The sequence below is a fragment of the Achromobacter sp. FW305-C-13 genome (genome assembly GCF_058783475.1).
In genome coordinates, this window is sequence record NZ_JBYSYN010000003.1 from 1 (window position 1) to 24,669 (window position 24,669).

The 24,669-nt window shown below is 64.8% G+C and carries 20 protein-coding genes, 2 rRNA genes and 1 other RNA gene; 20 read left to right on the plus strand and 3 right to left on the minus strand.

Features of this window, described 5'->3' with window-relative positions; translation table 11 throughout:
• Window positions 1-259 precede the first annotated feature (259 nt).
• The 3 genes from rrf (AC3WMU_RS18970) to AC3WMU_RS18980 all read left to right on the plus strand — a co-directional run bounded on the left by rrf (AC3WMU_RS18970) (window position 260) and on the right by AC3WMU_RS18980 (window position 1,283).
• A 5S ribosomal RNA gene (rrf, locus tag AC3WMU_RS18970) occupies window positions 260-372 on the plus strand.
• A gap of 214 nt (window positions 373-586) precedes the next feature.
• Window positions 587-699 (plus strand): 5S ribosomal RNA (rrf, locus tag AC3WMU_RS18975).
• A 218-nt stretch (window positions 700-917) separates the two neighbouring features.
• The gene (locus tag AC3WMU_RS18980; protein ID WP_006226250.1) at window positions 918-1,283 is read left to right on the plus strand and encodes a DUF4870 family protein; all 366 of its coding nucleotides are present in this window, start codon (window positions 918-920) and stop codon (window positions 1,281-1,283) included.
• A gap of 92 nt (window positions 1,284-1,375) precedes the next feature.
• Here the strand turns inward: AC3WMU_RS18980 and AC3WMU_RS18985 are convergent, their stop codons facing one another.
• On the minus strand, window positions 1,376-1,981 hold the full coding sequence (locus AC3WMU_RS18985; RefSeq protein ID WP_492282821.1) for a LysE family translocator: 606 nt from the start codon (window positions 1,979-1,981) through the stop codon (window positions 1,376-1,378).
• 137 nt (window positions 1,982-2,118) lie between these two features.
• On the opposite strand from AC3WMU_RS18985, the gene gcvA reads away from it, so the two are divergent.
• The gene (gene gcvA, locus AC3WMU_RS18990) at window positions 2,119-2,994 is read left to right on the plus strand and encodes a transcriptional regulator GcvA (protein WP_492282822.1); all 876 of its coding nucleotides are present in this window, start codon (window positions 2,119-2,121) and stop codon (window positions 2,992-2,994) included.
• Between the two features lie 181 nt (window positions 2,995-3,175).
• Here the strand turns inward: gcvA and AC3WMU_RS18995 are convergent, their stop codons facing one another.
• Window positions 3,176-3,454, minus strand: a complete 279-nt coding sequence (locus AC3WMU_RS18995; protein ID WP_006217453.1) for an SWIB/MDM2 domain-containing protein — start codon at window positions 3,452-3,454, stop codon at window positions 3,176-3,178.
• 147 nt (window positions 3,455-3,601) lie between these two features.
• Between AC3WMU_RS18995 and AC3WMU_RS19000 the strand changes: the two genes are divergently transcribed.
• Both AC3WMU_RS19000 and pyrC read left to right on the plus strand, forming a co-directional pair.
• On the plus strand, window positions 3,602-4,795 hold the full coding sequence (locus AC3WMU_RS19000) for a M20 aminoacylase family protein (RefSeq protein ID WP_006226253.1): 1,194 nt from the start codon (window positions 3,602-3,604) through the stop codon (window positions 4,793-4,795).
• Entirely contained in the window at window positions 4,791-5,870 is a 1,080-nt protein-coding gene (gene pyrC, locus AC3WMU_RS19005) for a dihydroorotase (RefSeq protein WP_085946965.1), read from the plus strand. Before AC3WMU_RS19000 ends, pyrC begins: the two co-directional genes overlap by 5 nt.
• Window positions 5,871-5,994: 124 nt before the next feature.
• On the opposite strand, the gene AC3WMU_RS19010 is transcribed toward pyrC, so the two are convergent.
• Window positions 5,995-7,821 carry an ATP-binding cassette domain-containing protein gene (locus AC3WMU_RS19010; protein WP_006226255.1) on the minus strand — a complete coding sequence of 609 codons (1,827 nt, stop codon included), beginning with the start codon at window positions 7,819-7,821 and terminating at the stop codon, window positions 5,995-5,997.
• Between the two features lie 142 nt (window positions 7,822-7,963).
• Here AC3WMU_RS19010 and rnpB point away from each other — a divergent pair.
• The 14 genes from rnpB to ftsA all read left to right on the plus strand — a co-directional run bounded on the left by rnpB (window position 7,964) and on the right by ftsA (window position 24,509).
• An RNA gene (gene rnpB / locus AC3WMU_RS19015) (RNase P RNA component class A) lies at window positions 7,964-8,368 on the plus strand.
• 366 nt (window positions 8,369-8,734) lie between these two features.
• Window positions 8,735-9,163, plus strand: a complete 429-nt coding sequence (gene mraZ, locus AC3WMU_RS19020) for a division/cell wall cluster transcriptional repressor MraZ (RefSeq protein WP_006226256.1) — start codon at window positions 8,735-8,737, stop codon at window positions 9,161-9,163.
• Window positions 9,164-9,170: 7 nt separating this feature from the next.
• Window positions 9,171-10,268 (plus strand): 16S rRNA (cytosine(1402)-N(4))-methyltransferase RsmH, encoded by a 1,098-nt coding sequence (gene rsmH, locus AC3WMU_RS19025; protein ID WP_006226257.1) that lies wholly within the window; start codon window positions 9,171-9,173, stop codon window positions 10,266-10,268.
• A complete protein-coding gene (gene ftsL, locus AC3WMU_RS19030; RefSeq protein ID WP_006226258.1) occupies window positions 10,268-10,558 on the plus strand; it encodes a cell division protein FtsL in 291 nt (96 codons plus the stop codon). The genes rsmH and ftsL overlap by 1 nt, the downstream gene beginning before the upstream one ends.
• The gene (locus tag AC3WMU_RS19035; RefSeq protein ID WP_006226259.1) at window positions 10,555-12,285 is read left to right on the plus strand and encodes a peptidoglycan D,D-transpeptidase FtsI family protein; all 1,731 of its coding nucleotides are present in this window, start codon (window positions 10,555-10,557) and stop codon (window positions 12,283-12,285) included. Before ftsL ends, AC3WMU_RS19035 begins: the two co-directional genes overlap by 4 nt.
• Entirely contained in the window at window positions 12,282-15,140 is a 2,859-nt protein-coding gene (murF, locus tag AC3WMU_RS19040) for a bifunctional UDP-N-acetylmuramoyl-L-alanyl-D-glutamate--2,6-diaminopimelate ligase MurE/UDP-N-acetylmuramoyl-tripeptide--D-alanyl-D-alanine ligase MurF (RefSeq protein WP_492282823.1), read from the plus strand. The genes AC3WMU_RS19035 and murF overlap by 4 nt, the downstream gene beginning before the upstream one ends.
• On the plus strand, window positions 15,130-16,299 hold the full coding sequence (mraY, locus tag AC3WMU_RS19045) for a phospho-N-acetylmuramoyl-pentapeptide-transferase (protein ID WP_006226261.1): 1,170 nt from the start codon (window positions 15,130-15,132) through the stop codon (window positions 16,297-16,299). Before murF ends, mraY begins: the two co-directional genes overlap by 11 nt.
• On the plus strand, window positions 16,296-17,828 hold the full coding sequence (gene murD / locus AC3WMU_RS19050; RefSeq protein WP_492282824.1) for a UDP-N-acetylmuramoyl-L-alanine--D-glutamate ligase: 1,533 nt from the start codon (window positions 16,296-16,298) through the stop codon (window positions 17,826-17,828). The genes mraY and murD overlap by 4 nt, the downstream gene beginning before the upstream one ends.
• Window positions 17,825-19,018 carry a putative lipid II flippase FtsW gene (gene ftsW / locus AC3WMU_RS19055; protein WP_088587621.1) on the plus strand — a complete coding sequence of 398 codons (1,194 nt, stop codon included), beginning with the start codon at window positions 17,825-17,827 and terminating at the stop codon, window positions 19,016-19,018. The genes murD and ftsW overlap by 4 nt, the downstream gene beginning before the upstream one ends.
• Window positions 19,015-20,091 (plus strand): undecaprenyldiphospho-muramoylpentapeptide beta-N-acetylglucosaminyltransferase, encoded by a 1,077-nt coding sequence (gene murG / locus AC3WMU_RS19060; RefSeq protein WP_006226264.1) that lies wholly within the window; start codon window positions 19,015-19,017, stop codon window positions 20,089-20,091. Before ftsW ends, murG begins: the two co-directional genes overlap by 4 nt.
• Window positions 20,088-21,494, plus strand: a complete 1,407-nt coding sequence (gene murC / locus AC3WMU_RS19065; protein WP_492282825.1) for a UDP-N-acetylmuramate--L-alanine ligase — start codon at window positions 20,088-20,090, stop codon at window positions 21,492-21,494. Before murG ends, murC begins: the two co-directional genes overlap by 4 nt.
• Window positions 21,491-22,441, plus strand: coding sequence for a D-alanine--D-alanine ligase (locus tag AC3WMU_RS19070; RefSeq protein WP_315844803.1), 951 nt, complete (start codon window positions 21,491-21,493; stop codon window positions 22,439-22,441). The genes murC and AC3WMU_RS19070 overlap by 4 nt, the downstream gene beginning before the upstream one ends.
• Window positions 22,442-22,453: 12 nt before the next feature.
• The gene (locus AC3WMU_RS19075) at window positions 22,454-23,278 is read left to right on the plus strand and encodes a cell division protein FtsQ/DivIB (protein WP_006226267.1); all 825 of its coding nucleotides are present in this window, start codon (window positions 22,454-22,456) and stop codon (window positions 23,276-23,278) included.
• 4 nt (window positions 23,279-23,282) lie between these two features.
• Window positions 23,283-24,509 (plus strand): cell division protein FtsA, encoded by a 1,227-nt coding sequence (gene ftsA / locus AC3WMU_RS19080; protein ID WP_006217473.1) that lies wholly within the window; start codon window positions 23,283-23,285, stop codon window positions 24,507-24,509.
• The last annotated feature ends 160 nt before the right edge of the window (window positions 24,510-24,669 follow it).

Here is a 24,669-nt window from a genome sequence, read left to right on the forward strand (position 1 = left end):
TGTGGAAGCGCAGTAATGCGTTAAGCTAACCGATACTAATTGCTCGTGAGGCTTGATCCTATAACACTGATGGTTATGACCTGGTGATATAGCGTTCCAAGTGTCGTTCAATACAAAATCTGGCTGCACCGTCAGCAGCCAGCCAACACCAATTACATCCCCCTGTGCGTGATCATCGAGCTAGTCTCTGATCGCCACACGTTGTGTTTCTTCCAAGATTGGAGCAGTTGCCTAAACCGCAGCCGCTCAACCAGTTACGCCTGACGACCATAGCAAGGTGGTACCACTCCTTCCCATCCCGAACAGGACAGTGAAACGCCTTCGCGCCGATGATAGTGGACGGACGTCTGTGAAAGTAGGTCATCGTCAGGCTTTTATTCCGCAAAACCCCACAGGTAATCCTGTGGGGTTTTGTCTTTGTAGAGTGAGAACCCCTGCGTATTGAAAGCGGCATTGTTGGTTGCCACATGCGTAGAGCGGGATCCACTGCAGTACCTGGGCAAGACCCAACAAGACTCAGCAAGACCCAAGAAGTACGCCAAGATTCGAGCGGTTGAAGTTTCAGGCAGCCGCTCAAGCAGTTACGCTTGACGACCATAGCAAGGTGGTACCACTCCTTCCCATCCCGAACAGGACAGTGAAACGCCTTCGCGCCGATGATAGTGGACGGACGTCTGTGAAAGTAGGTCATCGTCAAGCTCTTATCCCTCAAAGCCCCGCCGGTTCCCGGCGGGGCTTTGTCTTTGGGCGAGGGCAGCCTGAATGGCTGGCGAAAGCTCGTCCAAATCGAAGCGCTTTGCAGGTCGTCAATCAGGCTGCAAGCCGCGCCAATGCTGAATGTGCACAAATAACAACGCCCGTGGGCGGGGGGGCTTTGTGCGGTAAGATTGACCGAGTCAATTCGTTGGAGCGTTATCGTGAGTGATACCCAGACCCCCGTGCCCGGTACGAAGTTGGACCTGCGCACGTTGACCCACGTGGCTTACGGCTTGTTTGCCTTGGGCTTTCTAACGAGTGGAATTCTGGGCATCGCGACATTAGCCGCCGTTGTGCTGATGTATCTGAAGCGCTCGGATGCGGCCGGCACGGTTTACGCTGCCCACTTCGACTGGATGCTGCGCACGTTCTGGTGGGCAATGTTGTGGTTGGCCATCAGCGGTATCGCCGTCTACATCTTCATTGGCTGGATCGGCCTGATCGCAACCGTCGTGTGGGTGCTGTATCGCCTGATCAAGGGCTGGCTGGCGTTGCTGGAAGGGGCGGCGCCCACCACCTACGCGTGACCTGAAAGCAATTCGGGCAACAGCAACAAGAAAGGCCGGCGAGATCGCCGGCCTTTTTCATGGGCGTTTGATGCGGTGCCAAGGACAGATACCTAAGACAGGACCACATAGGCCGCGACAGCAAGCATCGAGGCGCCGAAGACCGCGGCCTGGATGCGTACGGCACGGGGCGTATTGAACCGTCCAAGGATGATCTGGCCGCCATAGATCCAGGGGAAGTGGCAGAACAGGCCCAGGACAACGAAGGCGGCGCTTAACTGCGTCACCTGGGTGGTGAGGCTGGCGCCAGGGGTTAGGAATTGCGCGAACATGACCACGATCATTGAGTGGATTTTGGGGTTCAACGCGACGCAGATGAAACCGTCCCAAAAGCCCATTGCTTTCTGCGGCCGCGTCGTAGGGTCGGGCGCCACGGATGCGCGGAAGAAGCCCCAGGCGAGATAAAGCAGATAGGCGGCGCCCGCCCATTTCAGGACGGTGTGGAGTTGCGGGTACTCGTGCAGCGTGCCGCCCAAGCCAAACCCGTAGAGCGCGCAGAGCGCCAGGTTGCCGGCTTCGAAGCCGATCCAGAATGGCACCGAGCCCTTGATCCCGTAGCGGCCGCCGGCGGTGGCCAAGAGGGTGTTGCCCGGCCCGGGACTGATGATCATGGGAATGGCGTACCCCAGGAAAACGATCCAACTTTCCCATCCAATCATTACCGCTTCCTTTGAATGTGGTTGCCGCCAATCCCCCGGGGTTTCCGTGAGCGGGCGAGGTCGTAGTAGATAGCGCTTCCGGGGCGGGGCCAAACGATCTATTCTCATCTCTTCGATAAACCGAACTAATCGAGAACATGCGCCGTCTGCCACCGTTGGGCGCGTTGCGCGCCTTTGAGGCCGCTGCGCGGCATATGAGCTTTACGCTGGCCGCAGCTGAGCTCTGCGTCACGCAGGCGGCGATCAGCCATCAGGTGCGGCAGTTGGAGCACTGGCTGGGTCATCCCATGTTCACGCGCCGAGGCCATGCGTTGAGCCTCACGCAAAAAGGCACGGCCTATCTGGCCGAACTGTCGCAAGTGTTTGATCAGATGGCGGCGGCAACCGAGCGCGTGCGCGACAAGCAAGAGGGGCCTTTGCGGATCTCGGTGCTGCCTTCCTTTGCGTCGAGATGGTTGTTGCCGCGCTTGCCGGCTTTTCGTGCCAGGCATCCCGACGTGGAATTGAGGGTGACGAGCTCGGTGCAGCTGTGGAGCGGCGATGACGCGTTCGACATCGGCATCCGTTCGGGATTGGGGCGTTGGCCTGGCCTCAAGGCGGACCTGATTGCACGCGAGTTCTTGAGCCCGGTCTGCAGCCCTGCGTTGGCTGCCGGGCCGCCTGCGCTTAAGCGGCCGGAGGATTTGAAGCGCGTGGCGCTATTGCATGATCAGCCGCGCGCGGCGTGGCAGCAGTGGTGCCAGCATACCGGCGTGGCATTGGACCTTTCGCAAGGTCTTGTCTTCAACGATGCGGCGTTGGTATTGCAGGCTGCGATCGAGGGACAAGGCGTCGCGTTGGGGCGCCTGGTGCTGGCAGCGGATGACTTGCGAAAGGGGCGTCTGGTGCGACTGTTTGAGCACGCTTTACCGAACGATTACAGCTATTGGATCGTGTATGCGCGCTCGTCCGCGCAACGTCCGGAGGTGGCTGCATTTCGAAGCTGGTTGCTCGAAGAGGCGCGCCAAGCCTAGCGATCAGCGAAATGGGATCGACAGGAACCAGTGAGGGAGTGTGGCGTGTCCACAGAATGTGGAGCAGAGTGTCGCGCGGGAAATGGAGCTTGCGCGAGAGGAGGGTGTGCTAGCCCGGCGTGAGCCAGGGCGTCGCGACAATCCAAGAGGCAGGGACGTACGGGGTACGCCCTTTGCCTGCTTACTTCAGATGTGCGTTGACCAGTTTGGTCAGTTCGAACATTGTGACCTGATCTTTGCCAAAGATCGGACGCAGCTTGGCATCGGCGTTGATGTTGCGCTTGTTGCTGGCATCTTGCAGGTTGTGCTTCTTGATGTATTCCCAGATCTTCTTGGTGACCTCGGTACGCGGCACGGCTTCCGAGCCGATGACAGCGGCCAATTCGGCGCTGGGGGTCAGGGGCTTCATGAATGCAGCGTTCGGCTTGCGCGCGGTCGCGGGTTTGGAGGTTGTGGCCATAATGCGGCGCTCCTTCTCTGGCTGTTGGAAAAATTGTCCTGCGGCCGGAGCATAACGTGTCTCTCTCGTAAAGACAAAGGCATTTATCCTCTGTAGCAACTAAAATGCGCAGACTGTCCCCCCTACCACGTCATTCTGTAACCTCCTATGTACGCACGATCTCCTTTGGAATCAATTCGCCTATTTCATGACGAATTGACGGCGCTGCGGCGCGATTTGCATGCGCATCCTGAATTGGGCTTCGAGGAAGTCCGGACCTCCGGGATTGTGGCCGGCGCGCTTGAGGCGCTGGGCATCGAGGTGCATCGCGGCATCGGCAAGACCGGCGTGGTGGGCGTGATTCGCGGCAAGCGCTGCGACAGCGGGCGCATGATCGGGCTGCGCGCCGACATGGACGCCTTGCCCATGACCGAGGATAACGACTTCGGCCACAAGTCCACCAAGCCGGGCCTGATGCACGGTTGCGGTCATGACGGCCACACCGCGGTGTTGATCGGGGCGGCGAAGTACCTGGCGCAAACGCGCAATTTCGACGGCACGGCCGTGCTGATTTTCCAGCCGGCCGAAGAGGGCCGGGGCGGTGCGCGCGCCATGCTTGAGGACGGCTTGTTCGACACGTTTCCGTGTGACGCGATCTACGCGCTGCATAATTGGCCGGGCCTGCGGCCTGGCACGATCGGCATCAACCCCGGGCCGATGATGGCGGCGGCGGACCGCTTCGAGATCCAGATCACGGGCCGCGGCGGCCATGGCGCGCACCCTTACCAGACGATTGATCCAGTGACGATCGCGGGGCAGATCATTACGGCATTGCAGACCATCGTGTCGCGCAACGTGAACCCGCTGGATTCCGCGGTCGTGTCGATCGGGTCCATGCAGGCGGGGCATCCGGGCGCCATGAGCGTGATCCCGCGCGAAGCCAAGCTGGTGGGCACGGTGCGCACGTTCCGCAAATCGGTCCAGGAAATGGTCGAGACGCGCATGCGCGAACTGGTCACCGCGATCGCCAGCGCATTCGGCGGCACGGCCGAACTGATTTACGAGCGCATCTATCCGGCAACACTGAACACGCCGCAGCACGCCAACCTGGTGGCCGACATCGCGACCGAGATGATCGGCAAGGAAAACGTGGTGCGCGATCTGGTGCCGTCGATGGGTTCCGAGGATTTTTCCTTCATGTTGCAGAGCAAGCCCGGCGCGTACTTCCGGCTGGGCCAAGGCGGCGCCGAGTCGGGCTGCGTGCTGCATAACTCGCATTTTGATTTCAACGATGCCGTCATTCCCCTGGGCAGCGCGATGTTCTGCGCGCTGGCTGAACGGGGCATGCCGCTGGCAGATTAAGAAGCCTTCCATGTCTACTCCAAACACGAATCAGCTCACCATCACCCGCCCCGACGACTGGCACCTGCACCTGCGCGATGGCGCGGCGCTGGAAGCCGTGGTGGCTGATACCGCCCGCCAGTTCGCGCGCGCCATCATCATGCCGAACCTGAAGCCGCCGGTGACCACCACCGAACAGGCGCTGGCCTATCGCGGCCGCATCCTGGAGGCGCTGGGCAAGGCTGGCGGAAATCCGGAAGCGTTCACGCCGCTGATGACGCTATATCTGACCGACAACACGTCGGCGGAAGAGATCTTCCGCGCGCACGAGTCGGGCCAGGTCTATGCCGTGAAGTTGTACCCGGCGGGCGCCACGACCAACTCGGATGCGGGCGTGACCGATTTGCTGGGCAAGTGTGCGAAGGCGCTGGAAGCGCTGGAAAAATGCGGCATGCCGCTGCTGGTGCACGGCGAAGTGACCGACCCGGCGATTGACGTGTTCGACCGCGAGGCGATTTTCGTCGAGCGCGTGATGAAGCCGCTGCGCCGCGCGTTTCCGGCCCTGAAGGTGGTGTTCGAGCACATCACGACGAAGGAAGGCGCCGAGTATGTGCGGGACGCCGAAGGGCCGATCGCCGCGACGATCACGCCGCAACACATGCTGTACAACCGCAACGCGATCTTCCAGGGCGGCGTGCGGCCGCATCTGTACTGCTTGCCGATCTTGAAGCGCGAGACGCATCGTCTGGCCCTGGTCGAGGCTGCCACCAGCGGCAGCCCGCGTTTCTTCCTGGGCACGGACAGCGCGCCGCACGCGCGAGGCTTGAAGGAACACGCGTGCGGCTGTGCCGGCTGCTACACCGCGCTGCACGCGATGGAGCTGTACGCTACGGCCTTTGAGGCCGCGGGCAAGCTGGACAAGCTGGAGGCTTTTGCCAGCTTCCACGGCCCCGACTTCTACGGCCTGCCGCGCAATACCGGCACCCTGACGCTGGTGCGCGAGACGTATCAGGTTCCCGACGAGCTGGAGTTCGGCAATACGACCTTGGTGCCGCTGGCGGCAGGTGAAGCGTTGGCCTGGCGCGCGAAGGTCTGAGCAGCGGGCGCGGGCCCTGATAGGGCGCGCGGCGACGAATGAGAAACGGGGGAGCGGCTGTGCGCCACTCCCCCGTTTTGTTTGCCGTTTGGATGACGGCTATCTATATATATAGATAGGGACGTCAGAGCGTGCCGTCGCGGCGTGCTTCCAGCAGTTCCCAGCGGGCGAATCGTTCTTCGAGTTCGCTTTCCAGTTTGGCGAGTTCGCCGTTGATGCGATCGACCTCGGCGGGCGCATCGCGGTACAGGCTGCCGTCGGCCAGCTTGCCGGCGAGTTCGGCCTGTTGCGCTTCCAGCGCGGCGATGGCGTCCGGCAGGCCTTCAAGCTCGCGCAAGTCCCACGCGTTCATCTTGGTGGCCTTGGCCGGTTTGGGCTTGGCGACCTTGGCGCGCGCGGCGCTTTCGTCGACGGGCTTGGCGGCGCTGTCCACATCGGCTGCCGGGGCGGATGGCGCGGGGCGCTGGGCGACCCATTCGTCGTAGCCGCCGACGTAGTCGCGCCAGCGGCCGTCGCCTTCGTAGGCAATGGTCTGGGTGACGACGTTGTTCAGGAAGGCGCGGTCATGGCTGACGAGCAGCACGGTGCCGGCGTATTCCTGAAGCAGCTCTTCCAGCAGTTCCAGCGTTTCGATGTCCAGGTCGTTGGTGGGTTCGTCCAGCACCAGCACGTTGGCGGGGCGCGCGAACAGGCGCGCCAGCAGCAGGCGGGCCCGCTCGCCGCCGGACAGGCTGCGCACGGGAGAGCCGGCGCGGGCGGGCGAGAACAGGAAGTCGCCCAGGTACGTCATGACGTGCTTGCGCGTGCCGCCGATTTCGACCCATTCGCTGCCCGGGCTGATGATGTCGACGAGCGAAGCATTTTCATCCAGTTGTGCGCGCATCTGGTCGAAGTACGCCACCGCCACGTTCGTGCCCATGCGCGTGGAACCGGTGTCCGGCTGCATTTCGCCCAGGATCAGCTTGAGCAGGGTGGTCTTGCCGGCGCCGTTGGGGCCGATGATGCCGATGCGGTCGCCGCGCAGGATCGTCGTGGAGTAGTCATCCACCACGACCTTGTCGCCGAAAGTCTTGCCGACGTGTTCGAGTTCGGCCACGAGCTTGCCCGAACGCTGGCCTTCCGCCAGCGCCAGCGATACGTCGCCGATACGCTCGCGGCGTTCGGCGCGCTGGACGCGCAGGCTTTCCAAGCGACGGACCCGGCCTTCATTGCGCGTGCGGCGGGCTTCGACGCCCTTGCGGATCCAGACTTCCTCTTGCGCCAGCAGTTTGTCGAAACGGGCTTGTTCCAGGCGCTCGGATTCCAGCCACTGGGCTTTGCGCTCTTGCCATTGGGAGAAATTGCCGGGGAAGCTGAGCAGGCGCCCGCGGTCGAGTTCGACGATGCGGGTGGTGACGGCGTCCAGGAAGCGGCGATCATGGGTGATGATGACCGCGGCGCCGCGCCAGCTGCGCAGCATCTCTTCCAGCCAGGCGATGCCGTCGAAGTCCAGATGGTTGGTGGGTTCGTCCAGCAGCAGCAGATCGGGCTCTTCGACCAGGGCGCGCGCCAGCGCGACCCGCTTGCGGGTGCCTCCGGACAAGCCCGCGATCTGCGCATCGGCGGGCAGACCCAGCTTTTCCAGCATGGCGCGCACGCGCGAGGGGCGCTGCCAGTCTTCGTGGTCGCCTTCCACATTGCAGACGACATCGAACACTGTGGCGTTCTCGTCCAGCTCGGGTTCCTGTTCGACCGTGGCGACGCGCAGGCCCGAGTTGCGGGCGATATCGCCGTCGTCAGGCAGCGTCCTGCCGTCGAGCAACCTCAGCAGCGACGACTTGCCGGCGCCGTTGCGGCCGATGAGGCCGATGCGCTCGCCGGCCTGAATGGCGAAGTCGGCGTGGTCCAGCAGCGGATGGTGGCCGTAGGCCAGCTGGATGTCGGTAAGAGTGATGAGAGTAGCGAGGGCCATGTATGGAGTCGTTTTTGCGGCGTCTAAGCGGATCAGCGCGTATTGTCGCAGGAACCCCGCAAGCTCGTTTGGGGCGGGCGGGCCCGCGCCTTGGGACCTGCTTCGGGGACGGAGCCGTGACCTGTAATAGAATACGGACCGCAGGGCGGGTCGGGCGATCGCGGTGGATGCGAATCCATCGAGGAAGGTCCGGACTCCATAGGGCAGGGTAACGGCTAACGGCCGTCCGGCTGCGTCTTCGGGCGCGGTTGAGGAATAGGGCCACAGAGACGAGACTGCGAAGCGGGCGTGCTTGCACGCACAGGTACGGCCATCTCCGTATCGCGCCATTCGGCAACGAAGGGCGGCATCGCAGGGTGAAACGCGGCAACCTCTACCCGGAGCAACATCAAATAGGCATGCGTGCGACCCTCGGGTCGCGAAGGGCGGCTCCGTCCAAGCATGCGGGTAGGTGGCTAGAGCGGCTCAGCAATGATCCGCGCAGAGGAATGATCGTCCGCCAGGGAAACCTGGTGTACAGAATCCGGCCTATAGACCCGTCCTGCATCTAATTTCCCACACGCGAGTTGGCCAGGCCCCAAGCCTGGCCGCGCGTGGTCGCGCCTGAAGTCCGACGCGCAATTTTTTTGGCCGCGCATGGCGGGAGGCCCGGCGGGAAGCCTCGTCAGTTCGGGCGAAACGGCCCTTCGTAAAACAATGCAAAGTCATCCTTAGGCGCTACTTCTGAAGAAGGACTTGTAGAGTGTGCCGCAACCTCCTGATTTATTAGGGGGTTTTTCTTTTTGCAGTTTTACATATTGGTCTAAGTCCTTGTTGTGATTGAAAAAATTGCAACCACGCGCTTGACCGCCCCTGTGCCATACCGTAGAGTGGGAAATAGTAGGAAATTGTGCAATTAAGTGGGGTAAAAGTGGTGTTTCAGGGAAGCAGCGCGCTCACGCTGGATGCCAAGGGACGGATCTCGATTCCGACCCGGCATCGTGACGCGCTGATGTCGCAGGCCGATGGCCGGCTGACCCTGACCCGCCACCCCGACGGCTGCTTGCTGGTGTATCCGCGGCCGGAGTGGGAAAAGAAGCGCGAACAGATCGCCGCTTTTCCCATGACGGCTCGTGCATTGCAGCGGCTGTTGCTGGGCAACGCTCAGGATGTGGAACTGGATGGCTCCGGCCGGGTCCTGATCGCGCCTGAACTGCGCAACGCTTCCGGTATGACGCGCGATGTGATGCTGCTCGGTCTGGGCGCGCACTTCGAGCTGTGGGACGCCGCTACCCTGGCCAGCCGAGAGGCAGAGGATCTGGCCAAGGGTATGCCGGATGTGTTGAATCAGTTTTCGTTCTGAAAAATCTATGGAATTCGAACATCGGCCCGTTCTGCTGGAGCCGACGGTGGACGCACTATTGCTGCCCGACTTCGGCGGCAAGGGCGCGACACGGTCGCACACGCAGACCGAGCCGGATACGGCTACGCGGGCGGAACGCGGCGTGTTTGTCGACGGCACTTTTGGCCGCGGCGGGCACAGTCGCGAGCTGCTGGGCCGCTTGGGCAAGGATGCCCGGCTGGTGGTGTTCGACAAGGACCCCGAGGCGATCGCGGTAGCCAATGCGTTGGCGGCGGCGGACCCTCGGGTCACGGTTATTCATGGCGGCTTTGCCACCATGGCTGAAGAATTGGAGCAGCGCGGCATCGGCAAGGTCGATGGCGTGATGCTGGATCTGGGCGTGTCGTCGCCTCAGATCGATGACGCCGAGCGCGGTTTCTCGTTCATGCGAGACGGCCCGCTCGATATGCGGATGGACACCACTCGTGGTCCCACGGTGGCGGATTGGCTGGCGCAAGCCAGTGTGGATGAGATGCGGGAGGTCATAGCGGATTATGGCGAAGAACGGTTTGCTTTTCAGGTTGCAAAGGCGATTGCTGCTCGCCGCGCAACAAGGCCGCTGCGCACCACGCTCGAGCTTGCCGAGTGCGTCGCCAGCGCCGTCCGCACGCGCGAAAAGGGGCAGCATCCGGCCACACGCACCTTTCAAGCTTTACGGATTTACATCAATCGGGAACTCGAAGAGCTCGCGCGCACCCTCGCGGCAGCTCTAGACCTGCTTGCCCCGGGGGGGAGGTTGGCGGTGATCAGCTTTCATTCGCTTGAAGACCGCATGGTCAAGCAGTGCATCGCGGCGGCGGCGCGTCCGGCCGCCGCGCATGCACGCCTGCCGCTGCGCGAAAGCGAAATGCCGCAACCCATCCTGCGTTCCCTGGGCCGTGTCCTGGCTGAAGACGATGAGGTCTCGGCCAATGCCCGCGCCCGCTCCGCTGTCCTGCGCGTTGCCGAACGCACCGAAACGCCGCTGCCCGCCGAGGGCGGCTTTGCGTTCGTGAAGATCGGCTCGCTGCCCGGCAGCGACCTGGCTCCGCCGCCTCGCCGCGGCGGCAAGGGGGGGCGGCGCTAATGGGTCGTGTCAACCTGATCATTGCGGCTTTACTGATGCTGTCGGCCATTTCCCTGGTCACCAGCCGGTATCAGTCGCGCCAGCTCTTTGTCGAGCTGGGACGTGATCAGGCCCAGGAACGCGACCTGGAAACCAACTGGCGCCGCCTGCAGCTTGACCGCGCCGAACTGGCCCGCAACGCGCGGGTCGATGTGATTGCACGCGACGGCCTGAAGATGATTCCCATCGTTCCGGACCGCACGCTGTATCTGAATCAAGCGCCCGTCTCCACGGCTGGGGGCGCCAAATGAAACGCGTTCCCTTCTTCGACAACCCGGTCCTGCGGGGGCAATTGCCCACCTGGCGCGCGCGTCTGGTGCTGATCCTGCTGTTTGGCGGGTTCACGGTGCTGGCTGGCCGCGCACTGTTCCTGCAAGGGTTGTCGACGGAGTTCCTGCAACAGCAGGGCGAACGCCGCTATGAACGCACGCTGACCCTGGCGGCCACGCGCGGCAAGATCACGGACCGCAATGGCGCGGTGCTGGCCTCCAGTGTGCCGGCGCGCGCCATCTGGGCCATTCCCGAAGACGCCAAGCAGGGCACGCCCGCGCAGATGGATGCGCTGGCCAAGCTGCTGGAAACGCCGGTGGCCGACCTGCGCCACCGCCTGGTCGACGAAGACAAGAACTTCGTCTACCTGAAGCGCCAGGTCTCGATGGACGTGGCCGACAAGATCAAACAGTTGGGCATGCCGGGCGTGCACCAGCAGCCCGAGACGCGCCGCTACTACCCCGACGGCGACGTGATGGCCCACGTGGTGGGTTTCAACAGCGTCGAAGATCAGGGCCAGGAAGGCGTCGAACTGACGTTCAACCAGCAGCTGTCGGGCCGTCCCGGCAGCCGCCGCGTCATCAAGGACCGGCTGGGCCGCGTCATTGAAGACGTGCAGGCCGTGACCTTGCCGGTCGATGGCCGCGACTTGCGCCTGTCGATCGATACCCGTTTGCAGTACCTGGTGTTCAAGGAATTGAAGGACGCCATGGACAAGCACCAAGCCAAGGGCGCCACCGCCGTGGTTGTGGACGTACAGACGGGCGAAATCCTGGCGCTGGCCAACGTGCCGACCTTCGACCCGAACAAGCGCGAGAGCTTCCACGGGTCCAAGCTGCGCAACCAGGCCATTACCGATACCTTCGAGCCGGGCTCGATCATGAAGCCGTTCACCGCCGCGCTGGCGCTGGACCTGGGCCGCATCACGACGTCGACGCTGTTCGAAACCGGCAATGGCCGTTTCCAGTATCAGGGCAGCACGATCAGCGACGTGAGCCGCAACGGCACGCTGGACGTGGCCGGCGTGCTGCGCAAGTCCAGCAACATCGGCATGACGATGATCTCCGAGAAGCTGGAATCCCGCGAAATGTGGGACCGCTTCACCGAATTGGGCCTGGGTCAGGCGCCTCAGGTGGGATTTCCCGGCGCTGCGCCGGGCCGCCTGCGCCCGTGGGACCGCTGGCGCCTGATCGAAAAGGCGACGATGGCCTACGGCTACGGCCTGTCGGTCTCGCTGCTGCAAGTGGCGCGCGCCTACACCGTCTTCGCCCGCAATGGCGACATGGTGTCGCTGACCCTGGTCAAGCGCGACAGCGACCCCACCAGCGTCAAGATCTACACGCCGAAGACGACCGCCATGGTACGCGCGATGCTTGAGGCCGCCGCCGGCCCCGAGGGCACGAAGGCCGCTCAGGTGCAGGGCTACCGTGTGGCTGGCAAGAGCGGTACCGCGCGCAAGATCGTCGACGGCAAATACAGCATGCAGCGTTATCGGAGCTCCTACGTGGGCTTCGCTCCGGTGTCCGATCCGAAGATCGTGGTGGCCGTGTCCATCGACGAGCCGACGGTCGGCGGCTACTACGGCGGCGCGATCGCCGCGCCCGTGTTCTCCCATATCGTGGGGGGGAGCCTGAGGCTGATGGGGGTGCGGCCGGACGCGCCTTTTGAATCCACGATTGTTGCTGGTCTCAAGGAGCCAGGCAGATGAGCGCCAAAGGCTTCCTCTCCTCCCCTGTCGCCACGGTTGCCGAAACCGTGGCGTGGTTGCATGCGCGCGTCTCGTTGACGGCGCACCTGAAGTTGGACTCCCGCGATATCGAGCCGGGTGACGTGTTCGTCGCCTGCCCGGGCCTGTCCAGCGACGGACGTCTCTATATAGATAAGGCGTTGGCGCTGGGCGCCAGCGCCGTGTTGTTCGAAGCGCCCGCCAGCGAGTCCGTCCTGGCCGCGGCGGCCGACACGCCCATGTTGCCGGTGACCGGTCTGCGCGCCTTGCTGGGCGAGCTGGCCGACACCTGGTACGGCCGCCCGTCCGCCGCGTTGGCGGTGGTGGCGGTGACCGGCACCAACGGCAAGACCTCGTCGGTGCAATGGATTGCGCATGCGCTGAGCCGCAATGACAAGCCTTGCGGCACCATCGGCACCCTGGGCGCCGTGCTGCCCGACGGCCGCACGCTGGGCGGCGACCTGACGACGCCCGACGTCCTGACCGTGCACCGCACGCTGGCCGCCATGCGCGACGCCGGCGCCAAAGCCGTGGCCATGGAAGCGTCGTCGATCGGCATCGAGCAAGGCCGTCTGGACGGCGTGCGCATCGCGCTGGCCGCCTTCACGAACCTGACGCGCGACCATCTGGATTACCACGGCACGATGGAACACTACGAGGCCGCCAAGGCCCGCCTGTTCCGCTGGCCGGGCCTGACCGCCGCCATCGTCAATGCCGATGACGCCGCCGGACGCCGCCTGATCGCCAGCCTGCCTGCGGGCACGGGCGCAATGGGCTACAGCCTGAGCGATTCGCCCGAGATCCCGGCCGCGATGCGTGCGCGAGATCTTCAAGCCACGTCCCAAGGCCAGATCTTCACGCTGGTGTCGCCGCATGGCGAAGCCCAGATCGTGACGCGTCTGCTGGGGGCGCACAACGTGTCGAACCTGCTGCTGGTGGCTGGCGTGCTGTACAAGCTGGGCCTGCCTTTTGCGCAGATCGCGCGTGAGTTGGCTGCGACCGACCCTGTGGACGGCCGCTTGCAGACCGTGGAATCGGTGCCGGTCACGACGCAGGCCCATGCCGGCCGCAGCCCGTTGGTGGTTGTGGATTACGCGCACACGCCGGATGCCTTGTCGCGCGCCTTGACCGCATTGCGCGCCGTGGCCGTTGCCCGCTCGGGCCGCCTGATCTGCCTGTTTGGCTGCGGCGGCGAACGCGATCCGGGCAAGCGCCCCGAAATGGGCCGAATTGCTGCGGAACTGGCCGATCACGTGGTGGTGTCCAGCGACAATCCGCGTACGGAATCGCCCGAAGCGATCGTTCAACAGATTCTGGCCGGCATCCCGGAAGCGGCGCATGCCGACGTGCAGGTCGACCGCGCACGCGCCATCATGCAGACCATCTGGGCCGCGTTGCCCGAAGACGTGGTGTTGCTGGCCGGCAAGGGGCACGAGACCTATCAGGATGTCGGGGGCGAAAAACTGCCTTTCGACGACCGTGAATGGGCGCGTCTGGCGATGCTGCTGCCGCAGGTCAAGGGCGTGTCCACCGACACCCGCCGCATCGATACGGGCGAACTGTTCGTGGCGCTGGTCGGTGAAAACTTCGACGCGCACAACTATCTGGACCAGGCCGAAGGCCGTGGCGCTTGCGCGGCTGTGGTCGCGCATCCCGTCAGCGACGCCAAGCTGCCGCAGCTGGTGCTGGGCGACACCCGCGTCGCGCTGATGCGCATCGGCGCGGCGTGGCGTTCGCAGTTCTCATTGCCCGTTGTGGCAGTGACCGGCAGCAACGGCAAGACGACCACCAAGGAAATGATCTCGGCCATGCTGGCCGAGTGGCGCGGCGAAGCAGGCCGGCTGGCCACCGCCGGCAATCTGAACAACGATATCGGCGTGCCGCTGACCCTGCTGCGTCTGCGCCCCGAGCATCGCGCGGCGGTTTTCGAATTGGGGATGAATCACCCGGGCGAGATCGCGCAACTGGCCGCCATGGCCGCGCCGACCGTCACGCTGGTGACCAACGCCCAGCGCGAGCATCAGGAATTCATGCACACCGTCGAAGCGGTGGCGCACGAGAACGGCGCCGCGATCGCGGCGCTGCCGGACGACGGCATTGCCGTGTATCCGGGCGACGAACCGTATTGCGCGATCTGGGACGCGCTGGCCGAGCCGCGCCGCGTCCTGCGCTTTGGTTTGCAGCCTGGCCTGGACGTCTACGCGGAACACATTCTTGCGGACGTGAGCGCCACGCGCTGCCGCGTGGTGACGCCTGTCGGATCGGCGGATCTGGTGCTGCCGGTGCCCGGTTTACACAACCTGCGCAATGCGTTGGCCGCGATCGCCAGCGCCATCGCGGCGGGCGTGCCACTGGACAGCGCGGTGCGCGCCCTGGCGGGCTTTGTCCCCGTCGCGGGCCGCATGCAGCACAAGCAAATGAGTGACGGAACGTTGCTCATCGATGACACCTACAATGCCAACCCCGATTCGGTTCGTGTGGCCATCGACGTGCTGGGCCGCATGGCCGGCAAGCGTGTCCTGGTGTTGGGCGACATGGGTGAAATCGGGGACAACGGTCCCGCCTTGCATGCCGAGGCGGGCATTTACGCGCGCGAGCAAGGGCTTGACGCGTTGATCACGCTAGGCGAAGCCAGCCGGGCGGCCGCGGCCGCGTTCGGAGCTGGCGCGCACGCCTGCGCATCGGTAGACGAAGTGGTTGCCGCCTTGCGCGGTTTGCGCGCGTCCTGCGTATTGGTAAAGGGATCGCGTTTTATGCGCATGGAGCGGGTTGTGACGGCTTTTTCTTTGAATGACGGACAGGCGGCCAAGGGGCAGGGAGAGCACCATGCTGCTTGAGATCGCCCGTCTGCTTTCCGATGATGTGCGCGCGCTGGGCGTGTTTGAGTACATCACTTTGCGCGCCGTGCTGGCGTGCGCGACGGCGTTGCTGATCGGTCTCGTCGCCGGTCCGCGTGTGATCCGCAAGTTGACCGAGATGAAGATCGGCCAGGCCGTGCGTTCGTACGGCCCGGAATCGCATCTGGTCAAGACGGGCACCCCCACGATGGGCGGCGTGCTGATCCTGATTTCCATCGCCATCAGCACCTTGCTGTGGGCGGACTGGACCAACCGCTTCGTGTGGGTGGTGCTGCTGGTGACGTTCGGCTTCGGCTGGATCGGCTGGCGCGACGATTACCGCAAGGTCGTCTATCGCGATCCGGAAGGCATGCCCGCGCGTCAGAAATTCTTCTGGCAGGCCACCATCGGCATGATCGCCGCCGTGTACCTGGCGTTCGCCGTGTCGGCGCCGGCCAACACCGAACTGTGGCCGCTCTTCAAGGCCTGGGTCGGCAGCGGCTTCACGATGGCGTTGCCGACGCGCGCCGACTTGATCGTGCCGTTCTTCAAATCGGTGAGCTATCCGCTGGGCGTGCTGGGCTTCGTGGCGCTGACCTGGGCCGTGATCGTGGGCACCAGCAACGCCGTGAACCTGACCGACGGCCTCGACGGCCTGGCCATCATGCCCACCGTGATGGTGGGCAGCGCGCTGGGCATCTTCGCCTACGTGGTCGGCCGCGTGGACTATTCCAAGTACCTGCTGTTCCCGTATATTCCCGGCGCCTCGGAATTGATGGTGCTTTGCGCGGCGATCGGGGGCGCGGGACTGGCCTTTTTATGGTTCAACGCGTATCCGGCCCAGGTGTTCATGGGCGACGTCGGCGCGCTGGCGCTCGGCGGCGCGCTGGGCACCATCGCGGTGATCGTGCGCCAGGAAATCGTGCTGTTCATCATGGGCGGCGTGTTCGTGGTGGAAACGCTGTCGGTGATGATCCAGGTGACCTGGTTCAAGTACACGAAGCGACGTTATGGCACAGGTAGACGCATATTCCGCATGGCGCCGTTGCATCATCACTTTGAAGTGGGTGGCTGGAAAGAAACCCAGGTGGTCGTGCGTTTCTGGATCATCAGCATGATGCTGGTGCTGATTGGCCTCTCTACGCTGAAGTTGCGATGAATACGATGGAAACCTCCCGCGCTGACGCGCAGCTCGTCCTGATCCTCGGATTGGGCGAGACGGGTGTCGCCGCCGCTCGCTGGTGCGCCCGCCTGGGCGCCCGCTTGCGCGTGGCCGACACGCGCGCCGAGCCGGGCGGATTGGCGGCGCTGCGCGATGCGCTGGCGCAAAGCGATGTGGAATACCGCCTGGGTTGCGACGTGTCCTTCGATACGGCGCTGCTGGATGGCGTGAACCAGGTTGTGCTGAGCCCCGGCCTGGCGCCGACCCTGCCGCCTGCCGCCGACCTGCTGCGCGAGGCCGAGGCCCGCGGCATCGAAGTGGTCGGCGAAATCGAATTGTTTGCACGCGCGCTGGCCGACCTGGCCGAGACGCGCGAGTACCGTCCCCGCCTGCTGGCGGTGACGGGCACCAACGGCAAGACCACCGTGACCGCGCTGACGCGCGACCTGATCGACGCCAGCGGCCTGTCGGTCGTGGCGGCCGGCAATATCAGCCCCGCCGCGTTGACGGCGCTGATCGACGCGCTGGACAACGACGCGCTGCCGCAGGTCTGGGTGTTGGAGTTGTCCAGCTTCCAGCTGGAAACGACGCGCTCGCTGATGGCGGATGCGGCCGTGGTGTTGAACGTCACGCAGGACCACCTGGACTGGCATGGCGGCATGGAGGCGTATGCCGAGGCCAAGGCGCGCCTCTTGAAGATGGCGCGTGTCGCCATCGTCAACCGCGACGACCCGCTGACCGTGCGCATGGTGCAGACCGTGAATGCCCTGAACGTGCGCAGCTTCGGCCGCGACATGCCGGAACTGGTTGGTGACATGGGGTTGGAACTGGGGCAGGGTGTGGCCTGGCTGGTCGCCGCTGAACCCGTCGATTTCGATGAGCCCGCGCCGCCCGTGCGTAGGAAGAAGGACGCGCCCGAACCGGTGCGCGCCAACGGCCGCATGAGCCGCCTGATGCCCGTGGACGCCTTGCGCATCCGCGGCATCCACAACGCCTTGAATGCGCTGGCCGCGTTGCAGCTGGCGCGCTGCCTGGATCTGGGTTGGGGCGCCATGCTGCGCACGCTGCGCGAATACGCCGGCGAACCGCATCGCGCGGCGTTCGTGCGCCAGATCGGCGGCGTCGACTACATCAATGACAGCAAGGGCACCAACGTGGGCGCCACCGTCGCCGCGCTGGAAGGCCTGGGCCAACCCGTGGTGCTGATCGCCGGCGGCCAGGGCAAGGGCCAGGACTTCTCGCCGTTGATTCCGGTGGTGTCGCGCCACGCGCGCGCCGTGATGCTGATCGGCGTGGACGGGCCCGAGATCGGCCGCGTGCTGGCACCGACCGGCGTCAACTGCATCACCGTCGATTCGCTGCATGACGCCGTGCGCGGCGCTGCGGAACTGGCGCAGCCCGGCGACGCCGTGCTGCTGTCGCCCGCCTGCGCCAGCCTGGACATGTTCCGCAACTACCCGCACCGCGGGCAGGTTTTCGTGGAAGAGGTCGAAGACCTGGCCCGCGACCGGGGAGAGGTGGCATGAGCCTGATCGCCGATCTCACCGCCAGCGTCAATGCCGTACGGCCCGGCCGTACCAAAATGCGCAACTTCGATCTGCCGCTGGTCATCGCGGCGTCGACGTTGTTGCTGCTTGGCTTGCTGATGGTGTATTCGGCGTCGATCGCGCTGGCCGACGGCCCGCGTTACGCGTCCTACGGGCGCTACTACTTCGTGATCCGCCACGGCCTGTTCGTCAGCGCCGGGCTGCTTGCCGGCGCCGTAGTGCTGGCGATCCCGATCCGCGTCTGGCAGCGCATGGCGGTGCCGCTATTCGTGGTGGCGATGATCCTGCTGGTCGCGGTGCTGGTTCCCGGCATCGGCCGTGAGGTCAATGGTGCCCACCGCTGGATTCCCTTGGGTCCCTTGAACTTCCAGCCGTCCGAATTGATGAAGCTGGCCGCGTTGCTCTACGCTGCCGACTACACCGTGCGCAAGCAGGAACACATGCAGGCGTTCGCCCGGGGCTTCCTGCCGATGGCTTTCGCGCTGGCCGGCGTGGGCATGCTGCTGCTGCTGGAGCCCGACTTGGGCGCCTTCATGGTGATCGTGGCGATCGCCATCGGCATCCTGTTCCTGGGCGGTATCAACGGCAAGTACTTCAGCAGCCTGCTGGCCGTGCTGGTCGGCACCTTCCTGATGCTGATCTGGCTGTCGCCGTGGCGTCGGGCGCGCCTGTTCGCCTATCTGGATCCCTGGAACGAAGACAACGCCTACGGCAGCGCCTATCAGTTGTCACACTCGCTGATTGCCTTGGGCCGTGGTGAATGGTTCGGCGTGGGCCTGGGCGCCAGCGTTGAAAAGCTGCATTACCTGCCTGAAGCGCACACCGACTTCCTGATGGCGGTGGTGGGCGAAGAACTGGGCTTTGTGGGCGTGATGGCGGTGATTACGTTGTTCGCCATCATCATCTATCGCGGTTTTGATATCGGCCGTCAGGCCATCGCTATGGAACGCACGTTCGCGGGGCTGGTGGCGCATGGCGTGGCGATGTGGTTCGGCGTGCAGTCCTTTATCAACATGGGCGTGTGCCTTGGCCTGCTGCCCACCAAGGGTCTGACCCTGCCGCTGATGAGCTACGGCGGTTCCGGTGTGGTGATGAATCTGTGCGCCCTGGCCATGCTGATTCGGGTCGATGTGGAAAACCGCGTGATGATGCGTGGGGGACGGGTATGACCGCCGCCCGCACCATCCTGATCATGGCCGGCGGGACCGGCGGGCACATCATGCCCGGCCTGGCCGTGGCCGATGTGCTGCGCGAGCGTGGCTGGCGCGTGTTGTGGCTGGGCAACCCGGACAAGATGGAAGGCAAGCTGGTGCCGCCACGCGGCATCGAGCTGGTGCCGCTGCGGTTCCAGGGCGTGCGCGGCAAAGGCGCCTCGGCGCTGCTGAAGCTGCCGTTCCTGCTGCTGCGCGCCTTCGCGCAAGCCTGGTCGCGCTTGTCGGACGTACGTCCGGACGTCGTGCTGGGCATGGGCGGCTACGTAGCCTTCCCGGGCGGCGTGATCGCCGCGCTGCGCGGCACGCCGCTGGTCGTGCACGAACAAAATGCCGTGGCCGGCACCGCGAACAAGTGCCTGGCCAAGATGTCGCGCCGCGTGCTGAGCGGATTCCCCGGCGTCCTGCCCAAGGGCGAAGCCATGGGCAATCCCGTGCGCGCGGACCTGTGCGACTTGCCAGACCCGGCCGTGCGCTATGCTGGCCGCACCGGCCCGCTGCGCGTGCTGATCGTGGGCGGCAGCCTGGGCGCGCAAGCCTTGAACACGACGGTTCCGCAGGCGCTGGCGCGCTTGCCGCAAGACAGCCGCCCGGTGGTCATTCACCAGGCCGGCGAACAACATTTGCCCGCGCTGCAGCAGGCCTACGCCCAAGCGGGCGTGCAGGCCGACTGCCGCGCATTCATCGATGACATGGCGGGCGCCATGGGTGATGCGGATCTGCTGATCTGCCGCGCCGGCGCCATGACGGTGTCCGAAGTGGCCGCGGCGGGTGTCGCGGCGCTGTTCGTGCCGTTCCCGCATGCCATCGATGACCATCAGACTGCCAACGCGCGCTTTTTGAGCGACGCGCAGGCCGCTTGGCTGCAGCCGCAGTCCGCCTTGACGCCCGAGTGGCTGGCGGACTGGCTCGCCCAGCGTTCCCGACAAGAACTGGAAGCCGTTGCCATCCGGGCCCGCGCCCATGCGCACCCGGAAGCGGCGGCTCATATCGCCGACGTCTGTGAACAAGCAGCGGGGCGTTCATCATGAAACACAGAATTCAACATATCCATTTCGTAGGCATCGGCGGCTCGGGCATGAGCGGCATTGCCGAAGTGCTGCTCAACCTGGGCTACACGATCAGCGGTTCCGACCTGAACGAGTCGGCCGTGACGCGTCGCCTGGCAAGCCTGGGCGTGAAGATCGCGATCGGCCACGTGGCCAGCAATGTCACGGGGGCAGGCGCCATCGTGACGTCCACGGCCGTGGCCGGCGACAACCCCGAAGTGATCGCGGCGCGCGCCTCGCGTATTCCGGTGGTGCCGCGCGCCATCATGCTGGCCGAACTGATGCGCCTGAAGCGCGGCATCGCCGTAGCCGGCACGCACGGCAAGACGACGACGACCAGCCTGGTGGCCAGCGTGCTGGCCGCCGGCGACCTGGACCCCACCTTCGTGATCGGCGGCCGCCTGAATTCGGCCGGCGCGAATGCGCGGTTGGGGCAGGGCGACTACATCGTGGTGGAAGCCGACGAGTCCGACGCGTCGTTCCTGAACCTGCTGCCGGTGATGGCCATCGTGACCAACATCGACGCCGACCACATGGACACCTACGGGCACGATGTGGCGCGCTTGAAGAGCGCGTTCATCGAATTCACGCAGCGCCTGCCGTTCTACGGCAGCGCCGTGCTGTGCTCGGACGACGCCAACGTGCGCGAGATCATGCCGTTCGTGTCGCGTCCCATCACGACCTACGGTTTGAACGAAGACGCGCAGGTGCGCGCCTATGAAGTGCAGCCGGATGGCACGCGCATGCGTTTCAACGTGCAGCGCACGCACCGCGAAACGCTGCTGCCGCCGTTGCAGGTGGAACTGAATCTGCCGGGCCTGCACAACGTCCGCAACGCGCTGGCCGCGATTGCCGTGGCGACCGAGCTGGGCGTGTCCGACGAGGCGATCTGCGACGCCTTGTCCGCATTCAAGGGCGTGGGCCGCCGCTTCACGCAAACAGGCGAATTCCCCGTGCCGGCCAATCATGGCGGCGGCACGTTCACCGTGATCGACGACTACGGCCATCACCCGGTCGAAATGGCCGCGACGCTGGCTGCCGCGCGCGGCGCATGGCCCGACCGCCGCATCGTGCTGGCGTTCCAGCCGCACCGCTACACGCGGACGCGGGATTGCTTTGAAGATTTCGTACGGGTGCTGGGCACGGCCGACGCCGTGCTGCTGACCGAGGTCTATGCCGCAGGCGAACCGCCCCTGGTGGCGGCCGACGGCCGCGCCCTGTCGCGTGCCTTGCGCGTGGCCGGCAAGGTCGAACCGGTCTTCGTCGAAGACGTGGCTGAACTGCCGCAGGCCGTGGTGGACTTCGTGCGCAACGGCGACGTGGTGATTGTGATGGGCGCGGGGTCGATCAGCAAAGTCCCGGCCCAAGTGGGAGAACTGGCATGAGCACGCAATTCGGCAAAGTAGGTGTGTTGTACGGCGGCCGTTCCGCCGAGCGCGAAGTGTCGCTGATGTCCGGCAAGGGCGTGCAGCAGGCGCTGGCCAGCGCCGGCGTGGACGCGCACCTGTTCGACACGGGCGAACGCAGCCTGGCCGAGCTGGCCGCTGAAGGCTTCGACCGGGTGTTCATCGCCCTGCATGGCCGCTATGGCGAAGACGGCACGATCCAGGGCGCCCTGGAACTGCTGGGCATCCCTTACACCGGCAGCGGCCCGATGGCCTCGGCGCTGGCCATGGACAAGACCATGACCAAGCGCGTGTTGCTGCAGCATGGCCTGCCTACGCCTGACTTCGAAGTGCTGGACGCCGACACGGAACTGCGCCTGGTCCCCGACCGCCTGAGCCTGCCGCTGATCATCAAACCGCCGCATGAAGGTTCGACCGTGGGCATCACCAAGGTGGTGGGCTATTCGGACATGAAGGAAGCCTACGCCGCGGCCGCCCGCTACGACAGCGAAGTGCTGGCCGAGCAGTTCATCACCGGCCGGGAATTGACCGTGGCGGTGCTGGGTTCCGGCAAGGGCGCGCGCGCGCTGCCGGTGATCGAGATCGCGGCGCCGGGCGGCAACTACGACTACGAACACAAGTATTTCTCGGACGACACGCAGTATTTCTGCCCGGCCAACCTGCCGCCCGAAGTGGCCGAAGACGTGTCGGCCATCGCGGTCAAGGCCTATCGGGCGCTGGGCTGCGAAGGCTGGGGCCGCGCCGACTTCATGCTGGATCGCGACAACCGTCCCTGGCTGCTTGAACTGAATACCTCGCCTGGCATGACCAGCCACTCTTTGGTGCCCATGGCTGCGAAGGCCGTGGGGATCAGCTACGCCGACCTGTGCGTGGCGATTCTGTCCGAGGCCTCGTGCAAAGTGCACGGCGTCTCCCGTAACGCTTGACCTGGATAATCCGTGTGGAACGACGCTCGCACTACCAACCTGATCGCCAACACGCTAGCCGTGCTGGCGGTTTGCGCCATGCTCCTGGCGGGCGTGGTGTGGGTGGTGCAACGCCCGTTCTTCACGCTGTCGGCGATCGAGCTGGAGTCCATGCCGGACACCGAGCTGCATTACGTGTCGCCGGGGGCGGTGCGATCGGCGATCGCCGGCCGCTTCAAGGGCAACTTCTTCACGGTGGACCTGGACGATGCGCGCGAGCTCTTCGAGTCGGTGCCGTGGGTGCGCCATGCGACCGTGCGCCGGATCTGGCCCAACGTGCTGCGCGTGCAGATCGAGGAACAGCAGCCCCTGGCGCTGTGGAACGAGAACCAGATGATCAACACCTGGGGCGAAGCGTTCACGGCGAACACGGGCGAGGTGGACGACGAAACCGTGCTGCCGCAGTTCTCCGGGCCCGAGGGCACCGAGTCGCTGGTCGTGCAGCGCTACGCCGAGCTGGCGCGCTGGTTCGCGCCGCTGGACATGCATGTCAAACAGTTGGAACTGAGCCCGCGCTACGCCTGGCGCGTGGTGCTGTCCAACGGCATGATGCTGGACCTGGGCCGCGATCCGGGCGCCGATGCGCCGGATCCGCACGGCTTGCCCGGCGCACTGCCGTTCGCGGCTCGCATTCAACGCTTTGTGCAGGCGTGGCCCGCCGTGTCGGGGCGCCTGGAAGGGCGCACCATCACGCAGGCCGACCTGCGCTATCCCAATGGTTTCGCCCTGGCGCTGGCCCCGTTGCCCGCGTCGGAAGCCAAATCCAAATCCACACCGAAACCTCCCAAGAAACGCTAACGCCATGACCCGTGACATCAAGGACCTTATCGTCGCCCTCGATATCGGCACCAGCAAGGTGGTGGCTGTGGTGGCTGAAATTTTGCCCGAAGGGCGATTCGAAGTGCTTGGCCTTGGCCAGCATGAATCGCGCGGCATGCGCAAGGGCGTGGTCGTCAACATCGAGACCACTGTGAATTCGATTCAGCGCGCGCTTGAAGAAGCCGAGCTGATGGCAGATTGCAAGATTCGCGACGTCTATACCGGCATTGCCGGCAGCCATATCCGCAGCTTCAACTCCAGCGGCATGGTCGCTGTGAAGGACAAGGAAGTCACCGCCACCGACGTTGCCCGCGTCATCGAGACCGCCAAGGCGGTGAACATCCCGACGGATCAGCAAGTGCTGCATGTGCTGACCCAGGAATTCATCGTCGACGGCCAGGAAGACATCCGCGAACCCATCGGCATGAGCGGCCTGCGCCTGGAAGTGCGCGTGCACATCGTGACGGGCGCGGTCAGCGCCGCGCAGAACATCGTCAAGTGCGTACGCCGCTGCGGCCTGGAAGTGCAGGACCTGATCCTGCAGCCGCTGGCCTCCAGCCTGGCCGTGCTGACTGCCGACGAGAAAGAACTCGGCGTCGTGCTGGTCGACATCGGCGGCGGCACGACCGATGTCGCCATCTTCACCGGCGGCGCGATCCGCCACACGGCGGTGCTGCCGATCGCCGGCGACCAGATCACCAACGACATCGCGGCCATGCTGCGCACGCCGACGCCGGATGCCGAAGAAATCAAGCTGCGCTACGGCGTGGCCAAGCAGGTGCTGGCCAGCCCGGACGAGTCCGTGGAAGTGCCGGGCCTGGGCGACCGCGGCCCGCGTCAGGTCAAGCGCCAAGCGCTCGGCGCCGTGATCGAGCCGCGCGTGGAAGAACTGTTCACGCTGGTGCAGCAGGTCGTGCGCGATTCCGGCTACGAAGATCTGCTGGCCTCGGGCGTGGTCCTGACGGGCGGGTCAGCGCAGTTGCCCGGCATGATCGAACTGGCCGAGGACGTGTTCCTCAAGCCGGTGCGCGTGGCGGTTCCCGAATACGAAGGCAGCCTGGCCGACGTGATGCGCAATCCGCGCTTCTCGACGGTGATGGGCTTGTTGCAGGAAGCGCGTATGCAGCGCGTACGTGGCCGCAAGGTCGCGGCCCAGACAGGCAATTTCAAGAGCCTGCTGGCGCGCATGAAGGAATGGTTTATGAATTAAAGGGTGCAGGTTGGGGCCTGCTCCTTGGCGTGACTCGCGGCGGTATTGCGGGGGGCGCCAGAAAGAGGAGGCGTCTCAAACCCGTGGCGGACCTATGTAGTCGGCATCGGCTTTGAGGCGATTCACAAAAGATAGGCTGTTGGGGAATTTTTGTGATTTG